14 protein-coding genes and 1 tRNA gene are annotated in these 15162 nt (G+C 62.9%); 9 read left to right on the plus strand and 6 right to left on the minus strand.

Annotation, left to right across the window (positions count from 1 at the left end; genetic code table 11):
- Positions 1-336: 336 nt before the first annotated feature.
- The 7 genes from pstS to phoR all read left to right on the plus strand — a co-directional run bounded on the left by pstS (position 337) and on the right by phoR (position 7279).
- Positions 337-1368, plus strand: a complete 1032-nt coding sequence (pstS, locus tag BLU17_RS21565; RefSeq protein WP_092000964.1) for a phosphate ABC transporter substrate-binding protein PstS — start codon at positions 337-339, stop codon at positions 1366-1368.
- 196 nt (positions 1369-1564) lie between these two features.
- Positions 1565-2551 carry a phosphate ABC transporter permease PstC gene (pstC, locus tag BLU17_RS21570; protein WP_092000966.1) on the plus strand — a complete coding sequence of 329 codons (987 nt, stop codon included), beginning with the start codon at positions 1565-1567 and terminating at the stop codon, positions 2549-2551.
- On the plus strand, positions 2548-3444 hold the full coding sequence (gene pstA, locus BLU17_RS21575) for a phosphate ABC transporter permease PstA (RefSeq protein ID WP_092000967.1): 897 nt from the start codon (positions 2548-2550) through the stop codon (positions 3442-3444). Before pstC ends, pstA begins: the two co-directional genes overlap by 4 nt.
- A gap of 14 nt (positions 3445-3458) precedes the next feature.
- On the plus strand, positions 3459-4319 hold the full coding sequence (gene pstB / locus BLU17_RS21580; RefSeq protein WP_092000970.1) for a phosphate ABC transporter ATP-binding protein PstB: 861 nt from the start codon (positions 3459-3461) through the stop codon (positions 4317-4319).
- Positions 4320-4339: 20 nt separating this feature from the next.
- Positions 4340-5044 carry a phosphate signaling complex protein PhoU gene (gene phoU, locus BLU17_RS21585; RefSeq protein WP_092000972.1) on the plus strand — a complete coding sequence of 235 codons (705 nt, stop codon included), beginning with the start codon at positions 4340-4342 and terminating at the stop codon, positions 5042-5044.
- A 59-nt stretch (positions 5045-5103) separates the two neighbouring features.
- Complete coding sequence (gene phoB / locus BLU17_RS21590; RefSeq protein ID WP_092000975.1) at positions 5104-5805, plus strand: phosphate regulon transcriptional regulator PhoB; 702 nt, start codon at positions 5104-5106, stop codon at positions 5803-5805.
- A gap of 160 nt (positions 5806-5965) precedes the next feature.
- A complete protein-coding gene (gene phoR, locus BLU17_RS21595; RefSeq protein ID WP_092001029.1) occupies positions 5966-7279 on the plus strand; it encodes a phosphate regulon sensor histidine kinase PhoR in 1314 nt (437 codons plus the stop codon).
- Positions 7280-7357: 78 nt separating this feature from the next.
- Here phoR and ppk1 read toward each other — a convergent pair whose 3' ends face one another.
- A complete protein-coding gene (ppk1, locus tag BLU17_RS21600) occupies positions 7358-9421 on the minus strand; it encodes a polyphosphate kinase 1 (RefSeq protein ID WP_092000976.1) in 2064 nt (687 codons plus the stop codon).
- A gap of 215 nt (positions 9422-9636) precedes the next feature.
- Between ppk1 and ppx the strand changes: the two genes are divergently transcribed.
- Positions 9637-11226 (plus strand): exopolyphosphatase, encoded by a 1590-nt coding sequence (gene ppx / locus BLU17_RS21605; protein WP_425434126.1) that lies wholly within the window; start codon positions 9637-9639, stop codon positions 11224-11226.
- 113 nt (positions 11227-11339) lie between these two features.
- Here ppx and BLU17_RS21610 read toward each other — a convergent pair whose 3' ends face one another.
- On the minus strand, positions 11340-12158 hold the full coding sequence (locus BLU17_RS21610) for a GNAT family N-acetyltransferase (RefSeq protein WP_092000979.1): 819 nt from the start codon (positions 12156-12158) through the stop codon (positions 11340-11342).
- A gap of 203 nt (positions 12159-12361) precedes the next feature.
- Positions 12362-12826 (minus strand): phosphohistidine phosphatase SixA, encoded by a 465-nt coding sequence (sixA, locus tag BLU17_RS21615; protein WP_092000982.1) that lies wholly within the window; start codon positions 12824-12826, stop codon positions 12362-12364.
- A gap of 175 nt (positions 12827-13001) precedes the next feature.
- On the opposite strand from sixA, the gene BLU17_RS21620 reads away from it, so the two are divergent.
- Positions 13002-13078, plus strand: a tRNA-Pro gene (locus BLU17_RS21620).
- 187 nt (positions 13079-13265) lie between these two features.
- Here BLU17_RS21620 and BLU17_RS21625 read toward each other — a convergent pair.
- From BLU17_RS21625 to BLU17_RS32550, 3 genes are all read right to left on the minus strand, one after another.
- Complete coding sequence (locus BLU17_RS21625) at positions 13266-13769, minus strand: hypothetical protein (RefSeq protein ID WP_092000985.1); 504 nt, start codon at positions 13767-13769, stop codon at positions 13266-13268.
- 257 nt (positions 13770-14026) lie between these two features.
- Entirely contained in the window at positions 14027-14275 is a 249-nt protein-coding gene (locus BLU17_RS34580; protein WP_425434127.1) for a helix-turn-helix domain-containing protein, read from the minus strand.
- The gene (locus BLU17_RS32550) at positions 14263-14547 is read right to left on the minus strand and encodes a hypothetical protein (RefSeq protein WP_143189308.1); all 285 of its coding nucleotides are present in this window, start codon (positions 14545-14547) and stop codon (positions 14263-14265) included. The genes BLU17_RS34580 and BLU17_RS32550 overlap by 13 nt, the downstream gene beginning before the upstream one ends.
- Positions 14548-15162: the final 615 nt, after the last annotated feature.

Below are 15162 nucleotides of genomic sequence, written 5' to 3' on the forward strand. Positions count from 1 at the left end.
TCCCGGCGTCGCGCCTCTTTTTGCGATTTTTTCGACGCTCCGGCGGAATTCGGCAAACGTTTCAAAACATCTTAAAAGGGGCGCAAACCTCCTTCGAGGAGCTTCTTCGTCGACGCCGCACCGTCGCCGGGCACCCGCCAGGCGGCCCTCCTGACGGCTCCCGGCCTTGCGCGACAGGCCGCGACACCTCCCGCGCATCCTGCATTCTCCACGCCATACAGCGCCTTTCAGCCGGTAATCAGACTGTCATGCCCGCTTCATGAATCGTCACAGTACTGTCACAGAGACCCCCTAAGCTTCGCGGTGTCGTTCATCCGCTCACACACTGGAGGTCTCATGAAATTGATGCAAACCGCGCTCGCTGGCGTTGCTGGCGCGCTCTTCGCGATCGCAGCGCAGGCTGCTGACATCACCGGCGCGGGCAGCACCTTCGCAGCACCGATCTATACGAAATGGGCGGATGCCTATCAGAAGTCGGGTGGCGGCAAGGTCAACTACCAGGGCATCGGCTCGTCGGGCGGCATCAAGCAGATTCAGGCCAAGACCGTCGATTTCGCGGGCTCGGACGCTCCGCTGAAAGACGACGAACTCGCCAAGGATGGCCTGTTCCAGTTCCCGACGGTGGTTGGCGGCGTCGTGCCGGCAATCAACGTGCCGGGCGTCAAGGCTGGCGAAATCACGCTGTCGGGCCCGGTGCTCGGCGACATCTACCTCGGCAAGATCAAGAAGTGGAACGATCCGGCCATCGTCGCGCTGAACCCGAAGGTCAAGCTGCCTGACCTCGACATCGCCGTGGTCCGCCGCGCCGACGGTTCGGGCACCAGCTTCATCTGGACGAACTACCTCTCGAAGGTCAACCCCGAGTGGAAGAGCAAGGTCGGCGAAGGCACGACCGTGAACTGGCCGACGGGTACGGGCGGCAAGGGCAACGACGGCGTCGCAGCCTTCGTGCAGCGTCTGCCGGGCGCGATCGGCTACGTCGAATGGGCCTACGCCAAGCAAAACCACATGGTCTACACTGCCATGAAGAACGAGGCGGGCGCGGTCGTCGAGCCGACCACCGAAACGTTCAAGGCAGCCGCCGCCGGCGCGGACTGGAAGAAGTCGTTCTACCAGATCCTCACGAACGAACCGGGCAAGGACGCATGGCCGGTCGTCGGCGCGACGTTCGTGCTGCTGCATACCGCACAGGACAAACCGGACCAGGGCAAGGAAACGCTCAAGTTCTTCGACTGGGCGTTCAAGAACGGCACGCCGGCTGCTGACAGCCTCGACTACATCTCGCTGCCGCAATCGGTCGTAAGCGAAATCAAGTCGCAGTGGAAGGAGAAGGTCAAGGACGCGAGCGGTAAGCCGATCGCCGACTAAGTCAGCGCTCGGGCAACGGTGAAGAGGGCCGCCGCGTGAGCGCGCGGCCTTGTCGCTTGTGGTTTGCCCGAATCCGCGCTGTCCCTGATGTGCCGCCCGCCCTCCGGCTTAACGGCTGAAAAGCGGGCGATCTGCAGTCCCCACGCTGCATCAACGTCGTGAGCCCCGCGCTCGCGGCAACTGGAACCAGGTCACCATGTCCGACGTCCCGCTCGTGTCGAACCCGCCCGGCAACGCCGCGCAGCAAAAAGCGCCCAGCCCGGCAGGGGACATCATTTTTGGCGGCCTCGCGCGCCTCGCCGCCATCATCACGCTGTTGCTGCTCGGCGGCATCATCGTGTCGTTGATCATCGCCTCGTTGCCGACGATCCAGAAGTTCGGGCTCGCATTCCTCTGGACTGCCGACTGGGATCCTCCCAGCGAACAGTTCGGCGCACTCGTGCCCATTTACGGCACGATCGCCACCTCGATCATCGCGCTCATCATCGCGGTGCCCGTGAGCTTCGGCATCGCGCTCTTTCTCACCGAGCTCTCGCCCGCGTGGCTGCGCCGGCCGCTTGGCATCGCCATCGAACTGCTCGCTGCGATCCCGTCGATCGTCTACGGCATGTGGGGTCTGCTCGTGTTCGCGCCGATCTTCGCGCAATGGTTCGAAAAACCGCTCGGCTCGCTGCTGGGCGGCATGCCCATCGTCGGTGCGCTGTTCCAGGGCGCGCCCATCGGTATCGGCATTCTGTGCGCCGGCGTGATTCTCGCCATCATGATCATTCCGTACATCGCCTCGGTCATGCGCGACGTGTTCGAAGTCACGCCCGTGCTGCTCAAGGAGTCTGCCTACGGCATCGGCTGCACGACCTGGGAAGTGATGTGGAAGATCGTGCTGCCGTTCACCAAGACCGGCGTGATCGGCGGCGTGATGCTCGGCCTCGGCCGCGCGCTCGGCGAGACGATGGCCGTCACGTTCGTGATCGGCAATACGAACCTGCTTGACAACGTGTCGCTTTTCTCGCCCGGCAACAGCATCACCTCGGCGCTCGCCAACGAGTTCGCGGAAGCGAGCCCCGGGCTGCACACGGCCGCGCTGATGGAACTGGGCCTGATCCTCTTCGTCATCACGTTCATCGTGCTCTCGATCTCGAAGCTCATGTTGCTGCGCCTTGAAAAAGCGGAGGGTGCGCGATGAGCGAACCGATCATGAAGATTCCGGGTGCGATTTACGGCCCCGAACTGGAGCGCATGCGCGACAAGCTGCAGCGCCGCCGCCGCGTGACCAACGCGATCGCGCTTACGCTTTCGCTCGCCGCGATGGCGTTCGGCATCATCTGGCTCGTGTGGATTCTCTACACGACGCTTTCGCTCGGTATCGGCGGTCTTTCGGTGGAGTTGTTCACGCAATCCACGCCGCCGCCGAACACCGACGGCGGCGGTCTTGCCAACGCCATTGTCGGCAGCCTGCTGCTCGTTGCGATCGCAACATTCGTCGGCACGCCGATCGGCATTCTCGCGGGTATCTATCTCGCGGAATATGGCCAGAAGGGCTGGCTCGCGAGCGTTACGCGCTTCATCAACGACATTCTGCTGTCGGCTCCTTCGATCGTCGTGGGTCTGTTCGTCTACGCGCTCGTGGTGGCGAAGATGGGGCACTTCAGCGGCTGGGCCGGCGCGATCGCGCTCGCCCTGCTGCAGATTCCGATCGTGATCCGCACGACCGAGAACATGCTCAAGCTCGTGCCGAACGCGTTGCGCGAAGCGGCGTTCGCGCTCGGCACGCCGAAGTGGAAGATGGTGCTGTCGATCACGCTGAAGGCGTCGATCGCGGGCATCGTGACGGGCGTGCTGCTGGCGATCGCGCGCATTGCCGGCGAGACCGCGCCGCTGCTCTTCACCGCGCTGTCGAACCAGTTCTTCAGCGCCGACATGAATCAACCGATCGCGAACCTGCCGGTCACGATCTTCAAGTTCGCGATGAGCCCGTTTGCGCAGTGGCAGTCGCTTGCGTGGGCCGGCGTTTTCCTGATCACGCTGGGTGTGCTGGGGCTGAATATCCTTGCACGCACGGTCTTTTCGAAAAAGTAAGGGCGGAGTTCCCGATGAACATGGCAGAGAGTCACCTCAATACCGCCGGGCACGCCGCGTCGCCCGTCGCAGGCTTTCAACCTGCGGATCCCGCCCAGGGCGCGCGCCTGCCGGCGCTTGGCAAGCCGAAGATCGAAGTGAAGGACCTGAACTTCTTCTACGGCAAGTATCACGCGCTCAAGAACATCAACCTGCAGATTCCCGAAGGCAAGGTGACGGCGTTCATCGGCCCCTCGGGCTGCGGGAAGTCCACGCTTTTGCGCACCTTCAACAAGATGTTCGCGCTCTATCCGGAGCAGCGCGCCGAAGGCGAGATCCTGATGGACGGCGAGAACCTGCTCGTGACCAAGCGCGACATTTCGCTCTTGCGCGCGCGCATCGGCATGGTGTTTCAGAAGCCGACCCCGTTTCCGATGTCGATCTACGACAACATCGCGTTCGGCGTGAAGATGTTCGAGAAGCTCTCGCGCCCGGAGATGGACGACCGCGTCGAATGGGCGCTGACCAAGGCCGCGCTCTGGAACGAAGTGAAGGACAAGCTCGGCCAGAGCGGCTACGGCCTCTCGGGCGGCCAGCAGCAGCGCCTGTGCATCGCGCGCGGTATTGCGATCCGTCCCGAAGTGCTGCTGCTCGACGAGCCGTGCTCGGCGCTCGACCCGATCTCGACGGGCCGCATCGAAGAGCTGATCGCGGAACTCAAGAGCGACTACACGGTGGTGATCGTCACGCATAACATGCAGCAGGCCGCGCGCTGCTCGGACTACACTGCGTACATGTACCTCGGCGAGCTGATCGAGTTCGGCGACACCGAGAAGATCTTCATCAAGCCGGTCCGCAAGGAAACCGAAGACTACATCACCGGCCGCTTCGGCTAATCGAAGCAAGGGAGCCCGACATGTCCGATAAGCATTTGTCCAGCCAGTTCGACGCCGATTTGAACCTCATTTCGTCGAAGGTGCTCGAAATGGGCGGCCTCGTCGAGTCGCAGATCATCACGGCGATGCAGGCGCTCAACGAATTCGACAGCGACGCCGCCGAGCGCGTGATCGTCGCGGAAGACCGCCTCAACACGATGGAAGTCGAGATCGACGAGGAGTGCAGCAACATCATCGCGCGCCGCCAGCCGGCCGCGCGCGACCTGCGCCTCGTGCTCGCGATCTCCAAGACGATCACGAACCTCGAGCGCGCCGGCGACGAAGCCGAGAAGATCGCCAAGCGTACCAAGCGCCTGATGGAAGACGGCGCCTCGCGCACGGTCAACATCGCCGAGATCAAGGTCTCGGGCGAGATGGCCGTGTCGATCCTGCGCCGCGCGCTCGACGCGTTCGCGCGCCTCGACACCGTGGCCGCCGCGCAGATCGTGCGCGACGACAAGGCGATCGACGAGGAATTCCGCGCCTTCGTGCGCAAGCTCGTGAGCTACATGATGGAAGACCCGCGCACGATCTCGGTGGGCCTCGACTATCTGTTCATCGCCAAGGCGATCGAGCGGATCGGCGACCACGCGAAGAACATCGCGGAATTCATCATCTACATCGTGAAGGGCACCGACGTGCGGCACAAGTCGCGCGACGCGCTCGAACGCGAAGCGCTCAGTTAAGCCGCGCCGATTGCAGCAAGCTAAACAGATTCAACAGGTTATAAGGTCAAGAGGTGCCGATGCCTAGCAGCATTCTCGTCATCGAAGATGAGCCCGCCATTTCCGAGCTGATTTCGGTGAACCTGCAGCACGCAGGTCACTGCCCGATCCGCGCCTACAACGCGGAACAGGCGCAGAACCTGATCAGCGACGTGCTGCCCGATCTCATTTTGCTCGACTGGATGTTGCCGGGCAAATCCGGCGTCACGTTCGCGCGCGATCTGCGCAACAACGAGCGCACGAAGCACATTCCTATCATCATGCTGACCGCGCGCGGCGACGAGCAGGACAAGGTACTCGGCCTCGAGATCGGCGCCGACGACTACGTGACGAAGCCGTTCTCGCCCAAGGAGTTGATGGCGCGCATCAAGGCGGTGCTGCGCCGCCGCGCGCCGCAGCTCACCGAGGACGTCGTGGCGATCAATGGCCTGAAGCTCGATCCGGCCACGCACCGCGTCGCGGCGCATGCCGAAGGCTCGGAAATCAAGCTCGATCTCGGTCCGACCGAGTTTCGCCTCCTGCACTTCTTCATGACGCATCCCGAGCGCGTGCACAGCCGCACGCAATTGCTCGACCAGGTGTGGGGCGACCACGTCTTCGTGGAAGAGCGCACCGTGGACGTGCATATCAAGCGTCTGCGCGCCGCGCTCAAGCCGGCAGGTTGCGATGCTATGATCGAAACGGTGCGCGGCAGCGGCTACCGTCTCGCGAAGAGCGCCTGAGCGGCGCCCGCCGGTGCGGCGGCCGCGGCCGCAGGCGAGCAACCGGGCGGTGTTGCCGATTGCGCAGCTTGTGCCAACTGGCCGTCGCCGATAATCGAGTGACGACCGCAAGATGTCGCGTGGTCCGCATCCGACCGTATTTTTCTTCGATCGCAGGAACATGAACATCATCTGGGCGCGCGCCCTCGTATCGATCGTGCTGCTCGCGCTCGTCTGCGCCGGTGTCGGCGCGATCCTTGGCGCCAAGGTCGCGCTGGGCGTGGCGGTGACCGCGCTGCTCGCGCAAATGCTTTTCAGCACGTTCCACAAGCAGCGCCTCTGGCGCCTGCTCGACGCGCCGGTCTACGGCGAAGTGCCTAGCGCCCCCGGCATCTGGGGCGAAATCTACTACCGTCTGCACAAGCTCGCGAAGCGCTGGCATGCCCAGGTGCGCCAGGTCGAGCAGCAGCATTCGCGCTTCATCCAGGCGATCCAGGCGTCGCCCAACGGCGTCGCGATGCTCGACGATCACGACCAGATCGAGTGGTGCAACGCCATCTCCGAAATTCACTTCGGTCTCGACGCGAAGCGCGATCTGCGTCAGCACATCACGCATCTCGTGCGCCAGCCCGACTTCGTGCGCTACCTTAATTCGCACGATTACAAGGACATGCTCATCATGCGCGGCATGGGCGCGAAGCGTCAGAACGTGATTTCGGTGCAGGTGTTTCCGTACGGCGAGAACCGCAAGCTCGTGCTCTCCCAGGACATCACCGAGCTCGAGCGCACCGACGCCATGCGGCGCGACTTCGTGGCCAACGTTTCGCACGAGCTGAAGACGCCGATCACGGTGCTCTCGGGCTTTCTCGAGACGATGCGCGAGCTGCCGCTTTCCGAGGCCGAGCGCATCCGCTATCTCGAGCTGATGGAGCAGCAGGCTTCGCGCATGCGCCACATCGTCACCGATTTGCTCGTGCTCGCCAAGCTCGAAGGCGAGGGGCGTCAGCCCGGCGACCACATCGTCGATATGCGTGCGGTGCTCGGGCACGTGCGAGAGGACGCTGAAAGCCTGTCGGGCGGCCATCACCACATCACCGCGGACTTCGACGACGGGTTGAGCGTCACCGGTTCCGAAACCGAGATCCTGAGCGCGCTCGGCAATCTCGCAACCAACGCGGTGCGCTACACGCCCGACGGCGGCACGGTGCATCTCGTCTGGCGCGCGGAACAAGGCTGCGCGATATTCTCGGTCGCCGATAGCGGCCTCGGTATTCCGGCCGCCGACATTCCGCGCCTGACCGAGCGCTTTTATCGCGTGGATCGCAGCCGTTCGCGCGACACGGGCGGCACGGGGCTGGGCCTCGCGATCGTGAAGCATGTGCTGCAGCGCCACGACGCGGCGCTCGAAGTAAAGAGCGAGGAAGGACGGGGCAGCACGTTCACGGTGCGTTTCCCGATGTCGCGCACGACGAGGAGACAGCCGGCGCCGGTGTAAGAGCCCGTAGCCGCAAATAAAAAAGCCGCTTCATACGAAGCGGCTTTTTTGCGTCCGGCGCCCGCAGGCGTCAGGCCATCAAGGACAAAACTTCGCCAGCAGGCTCAACTGCGCGTTGCGCACGGCCTTGCCCGCGCGGCGGCGGCGATAGTGACCGTCGCTTTGCATGAGCCATGCAGACTGGTTGTCGCCGAGGAAGGTCGAAAGACCTTCGGCGATCACGCGACGCTTGAGCCTGCGGTCGTGAATCGGGAACGCGACTTCGACGCGGCGGAACAGGTTGCGATCCATCCAGTCCGCGCTCGAGAGGTAGACGTTTTCGTTGCCGCCCGCATAGAAGTAGTAGATGCGGTGATGCTCGAGAAAACGCCCGACGATCGAGCGCACCGTGATGTTCGCGGAAAGCCCCGGCACGCCGGGCTGCAGCGAGCACACGCCGCGGATGAGCAGGTCGATCTTCACGCCCGCCTGCGATGCTTCGTACAACTCGTCGATGACGGTCGGCTCGAGCAGCGCGTTCATCTTCGCGACGATACGCGCCTTCTTGCCCGCGCGCGCGGCCTCGGCCTCGGCGCGAATCGACTCGATGAGCTTCGGGTGCAGCGTGAACGGCGATTGCCACATCTCGTGCAGTTGCAGCTCGCCGCCGATGCCCGTGAGCTGCTGGAACACGTGGTGCACGTCCTCGCACATCTTCGGCTCGGAGGTCATGAGGCCGAAGTCGGTATAGAGACGCGCCGTGCGCGGATGGTAGTTGCCGGTGCCGAGGTGCACGTAGCGGCGCAGCACCATGCGGCCGTTCACGGGCACGCGGCGCACGATCAGCATCATCTTGGCGTGGCACTTGTGGCCCACCACGCCGTAGACGACATGCGCGCCCACGGCTTCGAGCTGCGAGGCCCAGTTGATGTTGGTCTCTTCGTCGAAGCGCGCGAGCAGTTCCACGACCACCGTGACTTCCTTGCCGTTGCGCGCGGCCTGCATGAGCGCGTCCATGAGCGGCGAGTCGGTGCCGGTGCGGTAAATGGTCTGCTTGATCGCGACCACGTTGGGATCGTTGGCGGCCTGCAGCAGCAGTTCGAGCACGGGCTGGAAGCTCTCGTACGGATGATGCAGGAGCACGTCGCCCTGGTCGATCACGTCGAACATGTTGCTGTTCGCGGCGATGCGACGCGGAATCGCGGGCACGTGCGGCACGAACTTGAGGTCGGGGCGATCGACCATCTCGGGCAACTGCATGAGCCGCACGAGATTCACGGGCCCATCGACGAAATAGCAGTCCTTTTCGTTGAGGCCGCTTTCGTCGAGCAGACGCTTGGCGAGATGCGCGGGCGTTTCCGCCGACACTTCGAGCCGCACCGCGTTGCCGAGATGGCGCGCGGGCAACTCGCCCTGGAGCGCCACGCGCAGGTTCGTGATTTCGTCTTCGTCGACGAAGAGCTCGCTGTTGCGCGTGATGCGAAACTGATTGCAACTGCGCACGACGAGGCTCGGGAACAATTCGCCCACGAAGCGCTGGAGCAACGAGCCGAGCAGCACGAAGCCATGCTGGAAGCCCGAAAGCTCCTGAGGCATGCGCACGAGGCGCGGCAGCGCGCGCGGCGCCTGCACGATGCCCATTACGGCCTGGCGCCCGAAGGCGTCCTTGCCTTCGAGTTCCACGACGAAGTTCAGGCTCTTGTTAAGCACGCGCGGGAAGGGGTGCGCGGGATCGAGGCCGATCGGCGTGAGGACGGGCAGCAGTTCGTCGAGGAAGTATTTGCGTGCCCAGGCGGTTTGCGCTTCGTTCCAGGCGTCGGTGCCGTGGAAATAGATGCCTTCCTGTTCGAGTGCGGGCAAGACGGCGTCGTGCAGCATGCGGTACTGGCGATGCACGAGACGCTGCGCGCGCTCGACCACGAGGTCGTACACATGCTGCAGCGACATGCCGTCGGGCGAGAGCACGCCCGGGTTGTCGCGCATCTGCTCCTGAAGCCCGGCCATGCGGACTTCGAAGAATTCGTCGAGGTTGCTGCTGGTGATGCAGATGAAGCGCAGGCGCTCCAGCAAGGGAACAGCGGGATCGGACGCCTGTGCTAGCACGCGCTCGTTGAATCCCAGAATGCCCAGTTCGCGATTAAGTAAGGGATAGCGGATGGACATTGGCAATGAAAACGGAATGTCAGGGAGTGATTCGAACGGACGCTCGGAAATTCTCACAGTAATATGACTTTATTGTGACATTCGGTGGATGTCATAAATTCTACGCCGCATTTTCACGAAATCGACAAGTCGCATTGCGAAGATGCACAGTGGATGAAACTGTGCCCAGCGTTACCAATGCGAGGAGCGACATGGTGAAGTCGGCTACGCTTAAAATGACGCATTTGGACAGTGCGGCCGCGGCGCAGCAAGCCCGCATGGCCGCATTCGCACGCACGGAGCCCGCCCCCTCGATGGTCACCAATCCCCAACTGCTTGCCGCAGTCGATCTCGGTTCGAACAGCTTTCGTCTGATTGTCGGCCGCGTCGAAGAAACCGATGCCGGCAGCCAGATCTATCCGGTAGATGCGCTGCGCGAACCGGTGCGGCTCGCCGCCGGTCTTTCGAAAGACAAGCTGCTCGACCGCGCCTCGCAGGTGCGCGGCTGGGACGCGCTCCGGCGCTTTGGCGAGCGGTTGCGCGATTTCCATCCTGACCAGGTGCGGGCGGTCGCGACCAACACGCTGCGCGTCGCCAAGAACGCGGGCGAGTTCCTCGCCGAGGCCGAAGCCGCGCTCGGGTTCCCCATCGAAGTGATCGCGGGGCGCGAGGAAGCGCGCCTCATCTACGCGGGCGCCGCGCACTCGGTGCCCGCGAGTGCCGGCAAGCGCTTCGTGGTGGACATCGGCGGCGGCTCGACCGAGTTCATCATCGGCGCGCACTATACGCCGATCCGCATGGAAAGCCTGTATATCGGCTGCGTCAGTCATAGCCGGCAGTTCTTTCCCTCGGGCAACGTCGACGAATACACGATGCGCCAGGCCGAACTGGCTGCCACGCGCGAAATCCAGATCATTTCCTCCGATTATCGCAAGACCGGCTGGGATCAGGCGATCGGCTCGTCGGGCACGGCGCGCGCGCTCGCGGAACTGGTCGAGGCGAACGGCTTCAACGATGCGGGCGTGACGCACGGCATCACGCGCGGCGGCCTCGAGCGCCTCAAGCGCGCGCTCATCAAGGCCGAGAACGTGAACCGGCTCAAGCTCGTCGCGCTCAAGCCCGACCGCGTGCCGGTGCTGGCGGGCGGGCTCTCGATCATGATCGCGGTGTTCGACGAACTCGGCATCGACTATGTCGACACCACGGACGGCGCGCTGCGCCTCGGCGTGCTCTATGACCTGCTGGGCCGGTCGCAGCATGAGGACATGCGCACGGTGACGGTGGAAGGCTTCATGCGCCGCTACGGCGTGGATCGCGCGCAGGCGGGGCGCATCGGCGAGCTGGCCGTGAAGTTCTACGACCAGTTCGAGGAGCCCGACGAGGAACGCCGCGAAGAGAACCGCATGTTCATCGCCTGGGCGGCGTCGCTGCACGAAATCGGGCTGTCGATTTCGCACAGCGCGTATCACAAGCATTCGGCATATATCGCCAGCAACGCGGACATGCCGGGCTTCTCGCGCACCGATCAGGCGCGTCTTGCGGCGCTCGTGCTCGGCCACGTGGGCAAGCTCGGCAAGCTCTCCCAGACGCGCGACGTGGAATGGCCGCTGCTGTTCTGCCTGCGTCTCGCCGCGTTGCTGTGCCGCCGCCGTGCCGACGTCGGTCTGCCGCAGATCAAGGTGGAGGAGGAGGGCAGCGGCTACGAGGTGCTGCTGCCGAGCGCCTGGGTCCAGAACAATCCGCTGACGGATTACAACCTCGTCCAGGAGGCGGCGGAGTGGGGCAAGATCGGCATTCCGTATCGCGTGGTTTATACGGACGAGTAAGCGCTCGCGCGCACTGCGCGTTTCGCAATGAATCGCAGCGAATCGCCGATGAAAAAAGCCCGGCTCGCGAATGAGCCGGGCTTTTTTTTCGTCTGCTGAACGCCGGGGCGGCTTTAGCGCCCTGCGGCTTCGCCGAGGAAGTGACGCGCGTAACGCTCGTTGATCTCCGACAGACGGAAGAGCGTGAGGAAGTCGGCGGTGTTGAAGTCGGGGTCCCATGCGGGCGCGCCGCAGATCTTCGCGCCAAGACGCAGGTAGCCCTTGACGAGCGGCGGCGGCACCGCGGGGACGCCGGTGCGCAGTTCTTCGACGGGCAACGGCGTATGCGGGAACGCGCGGTATTCGGGCGCCGTCAGCGCGTTCTCGCCGAGCGAGCAGTACAGGTTCGCGGCGTAGTGGCCACCGTCGGCCATGGCGACGCTCGCGCAGCCGAGCATCGTTTCGTAGCCGTTGTGCGTCATGTAGGCGCCCAAGCCGCCCCACAGCGACATGATGACCGAACCGCTACGGTAGTCGGGGTGCACGCACGAGCGGCCCACCTCGACCATCTTCGGGCGCAGATGCGCGAGGCGCGAGACATCGAATTCGCTTTCGGCGTAGAGGCGGCCGACGCGCGCTGCCTGGTGCGGCGGCAGCACGCGGTAGGTGCCGACGACCTTGAGCGTGTCGAGGTCGCGCACGAGCAGGTGGTCGCACCAGGCGTCGAAGGCGTCGACGTCGAGGCCCGCGGGGCCGCTCAGGTGGGCGCCCATTTCCTCGGCGAACACGCGGTAGCGCAGGCGCTGGGCCTCGCGCAGTTCTTCGTCGCTGCGAGCCCAGGCCACCTGCAGCCGATGCTGCGCGGTGACCGTTTCTTCGGCGCGCGGCAAGCGTCGGTTCGGCTCGAACAGCGTCGAGGCGAACGGCAGGGTGGGCGTCGGCAGATCTCGCATGGGGCGTCCTGGTCGGAAGTAAGAGAACTTTTCCGGCAATTTAGTAATACGCGGTTACGTTTGCATGAAAATGCAGTGACGATTCGATGACGTCATGTAAGGCGGAGGAGCAAGCGGCCTGATGGCCGGGGGCTGGAGACGCCTCGGGGCCGCGCGCGGGCGGGCCCGAGGAAACAGTGAGGAAGAGCGCGGCGGACCGTGGATTAGACGAGTTCGGGCGTGATGGCGGCGTGCAGGACGGCTTGATCGTTGCCGTTGCGCTCGCGGCTCGAGAGCCATAGCACGCCGGCTTTCTTCACGGCCCAACTGCGCGAGTCGGCGCCGCCCGAGAGGAGGTACGCTGCGATTTCGCCGAGCGTGGGCTGATGACCGACCACAACGACCGTGGAGGTCAGCCCTCCAGGCCAGCCAACGGCGCTCAGTACCTGTTCGACGCTTGCGTCCGGTGCGAGTTCGCGTACGACGCGATACTGGTCGGTGAGCGCCTCGGCGGTCTGGATGGTGCGTGTGGCGGGGCTCGCGAGGATCAGCGCGTCGTCGGGCAGGCGCGTACGCAGCCAGCGCGCGACGTTCTGCGCCTGTTTGCGGCCATGCGTGGTGAGCTGGCGCGAGAGATCGGTGGCGGCGGTGTCTTCGGCTTCGGCGTGGCGCCAGAGGATGAGGTGCATGGCGTCTCCTTCTGCTGGAATGGGATGCGCGTGCGCGGCTGGTTTGCGCAGCATCTGTTGCCATGGTGCCTGCCCTGGGAAAGTGCGGCAAGTTGTCGGGACGCGGGATGCGGATCTGCCGGCTTGGCGCGGATTTGACGGAGCGGGTGCGGAACCGATACAATCACTGATTCGTCGGAGCGTAGCGCAGCCTGGTAGCGCATCTGATTTGGGATCAGAGGGTCGTAGGTTCGAATCCTATCGCTCCGACCAAGGGAATCAAGGGGTTACGAGAGTTTTCTCGTAACCCCTTTCTGTTTTTGCTTTCCGTTACCGCTCTGTTACCGGAAAATCTTGTGACGGGTAACGAACGCCAGCGGTCCGCATCGAACACTCGCGAACATCATGACGAATTCTTGTCCTCTTTCGAGTTCGTGTGGGACCGGCGCGAATCCATCCATCAATCTTGCAGCGCAAACAATAAGTCAGCACAATCGTCTTCAATGAGGCTGTTTCCCGCGTCCGGTTGGCTGATGGCTGCAACGTTGGCGAAGTTGCTTCGCCTGCATAGATCGTTCACAAAGTCAGGATCAATCGAGTACGCGAAGGCTAACTGCCCTCGAAGGCGAGCTGTTTCCTCCACAGGCAGTTTGCCTTGAGTCAATTTGTGCATAGCCGCTCGTAAGCGCCTCTTTTCCTCTCGACCAATCGAAACATTTCCGTCGTTAGCAAGAACTAGCCCGACCAAAGTTCGGCGGTTTTTCGTCGATACGTTGACTGTCTTGCCCTCATTCAACGAAAGCCTAAGATAGTCGAGTTCACCGGGTAGCCGGCGAACCTCGACCTCGATCGCGTCAAGTAGCTGAGGGGACGAGGTCGAGACGGCAATGTCGTCTGCATATCGTGTGTACTCCGCACTGCAAGCCTCGCAGAACCGGGTGAGCTTGCTATCGAACTCCCACATTAGATAGTTCGATACATGCGGCGAGCTAGGAGCACCGATTGAGAGTTGAAGCTCTGCGTCGCGCTTAGGTTTTTCTGCACAAGTTTTGACACAGTATCCATAGCTCTCGCTCTGTGTAGTTCGCATCCAGCAAGAGCCGGTGCCGCAAAGCCGTCACTTTGAGGCTCGGAAAGAAATCACGAAAATTGCGCAGCAGTAGTGGAGTTCATCGTCCGCGCGCGAGCATGCTTAATGCCTGCTGCCGCCGAAGTGATTCGTCATAGCCCTGAATCGTTCCTTGGTGCGGTATGTTCCGCTTCGCATGCCGCACGGAGGCAGTTTTCCTCTTCCTGCGTGGGCATCCAGTACTCGCAGTTGCGTTTGCCCTTTACTTGCTGGACTACACCTGTCGCAGCAAGCTCGGCAAGTAACCGACGTAGGCTCGCAATGCCGATTCCCAAGGCATCCGCAATTTGCGTTGCCGTGGGCCGCACACCTGGCTTCATGACTACCGTCACTTCATCCATCGTGAGCAACGTCGCTTTTTTGCCTTTTTCGCGAGCGCGGAAAACGTGTTTCCGCCGCCCTTCGCCAGTTTAGGCGCTGCCTTCACGGCTTCAGATTTCTGCTTCATTTGAACTTTCCCTTTCCCGCCGAACTTCAGTCGCTGCATAACCCGTCTACCCGACGCAATGCTGTCCCCGGTGCGCCGTGTCGAACGAATGCGCTGGCTTACCGTCCTGCTGGCACCTTTTTGCCCCTGCACGAATTCCTGCGGCGTTATGTTCCGCTTGAGCAAGCAGGAGTGTCTCCTCTGCTCGATTAGCCAGGTCCGAACGCGCAGCTCGACGGGGCCGCGGCGGTTTAACGAGCGAACCAATTCCGTCGTCCACCGGTGACTCCCACATTTTTGAGACGAGGTGCCCTCCCCGGAAATCCATCGTCTTATTAACTTTCTATCTGGCGTTAATTGGGAAAACTAGAGTGGTTTAAACGCCCGTGGTGAGGCGAATTTAAAATTGGAGATAGATTAATTCTTGATTCTTGTTAAATGTTGGTCCCGAAAATTGAATTCGTCGTCCTCCGGGTGCAGAAGAATATCGCCAAATGTTGTGCGCGCAACGTGGCAAGCCGTTCGGCAGGACGGACACCGCCGGCACGTTCGAGTCGGCGCGGTCCTGTTGTCCAATTGCCACTGTGTCCGCGTCTGCGCGAAGTCTTCTGGTTTCCTGTCCTGAATCACCACGGAGCAACGTATGTCATGGCTTGACCAACCCCGCACGCTGGAGATTGCCGGCGCGGCCCTGCCGAAGTGGCAGGACGAATGCCTCTTCACCGTGTCGCGCCTGACGGGCATCGAGAAACTCGGCAGGCTCTACGACTACACCGTCGAAATCGCGACGAAGGACGACAT

It is taken from the genome of Paraburkholderia lycopersici, from assembly GCF_900096975.1.
GTDB lineage: Bacteria > Pseudomonadota > Gammaproteobacteria > Burkholderiales > Burkholderiaceae > Paraburkholderia > Paraburkholderia lycopersici.

Excerpts from the sequence above, each read along its gene's own strand:
- phoB (WP_092000975.1), top strand. The coding sequence starts at position 5,104 with ATGCCTAGCAGCATTCTCGTCATCGAAGATGAGCCCGCCATTTCCGAG.
- phoR (WP_092001029.1), top strand. The coding sequence starts at position 5,966 with ATGAACATCATCTGGGCGCGCGCCCTCGTATCGATCGTGCTGCTCGCG.
- pstC (WP_092000966.1), top strand. The coding sequence starts at position 1,565 with ATGTCCGACGTCCCGCTCGTGTCGAACCCGCCCGGCAACGCCGCGCAG.
- pstB (WP_092000970.1), top strand. The coding sequence starts at position 3,459 with ATGAACATGGCAGAGAGTCACCTCAATACCGCCGGGCACGCCGCGTCG.
- sixA (WP_092000982.1), bottom strand. The coding sequence starts at position 12,826 with ATGCACCTCATCCTCTGGCGCCACGCCGAAGCCGAAGACACCGCCGCC.
- pstS (WP_092000964.1), top strand. The coding sequence starts at position 337 with ATGAAATTGATGCAAACCGCGCTCGCTGGCGTTGCTGGCGCGCTCTTC.
- ppx (WP_425434126.1), top strand. The coding sequence starts at position 9,637 with ATGACGCATTTGGACAGTGCGGCCGCGGCGCAGCAAGCCCGCATGGCC.
- phoU (WP_092000972.1), top strand. The coding sequence starts at position 4,340 with ATGTCCGATAAGCATTTGTCCAGCCAGTTCGACGCCGATTTGAACCTC.
- BLU17_RS34580 (WP_425434127.1), bottom strand. The coding sequence starts at position 14,275 with ATGGATGAAGTGACGGTAGTCATGAAGCCAGGTGTGCGGCCCACGGCA.
- BLU17_RS21610 (WP_092000979.1), bottom strand. The coding sequence starts at position 12,158 with ATGCGAGATCTGCCGACGCCCACCCTGCCGTTCGCCTCGACGCTGTTC.
- ppk1 (WP_092000976.1), bottom strand. The coding sequence starts at position 9,421 with ATGTCCATCCGCTATCCCTTACTTAATCGCGAACTGGGCATTCTGGGA.
- pstA (WP_092000967.1), top strand. The coding sequence starts at position 2,548 with ATGAGCGAACCGATCATGAAGATTCCGGGTGCGATTTACGGCCCCGAA.
- BLU17_RS21625 (WP_092000985.1), bottom strand. The coding sequence starts at position 13,769 with ATGTGGGAGTTCGATAGCAAGCTCACCCGGTTCTGCGAGGCTTGCAGT.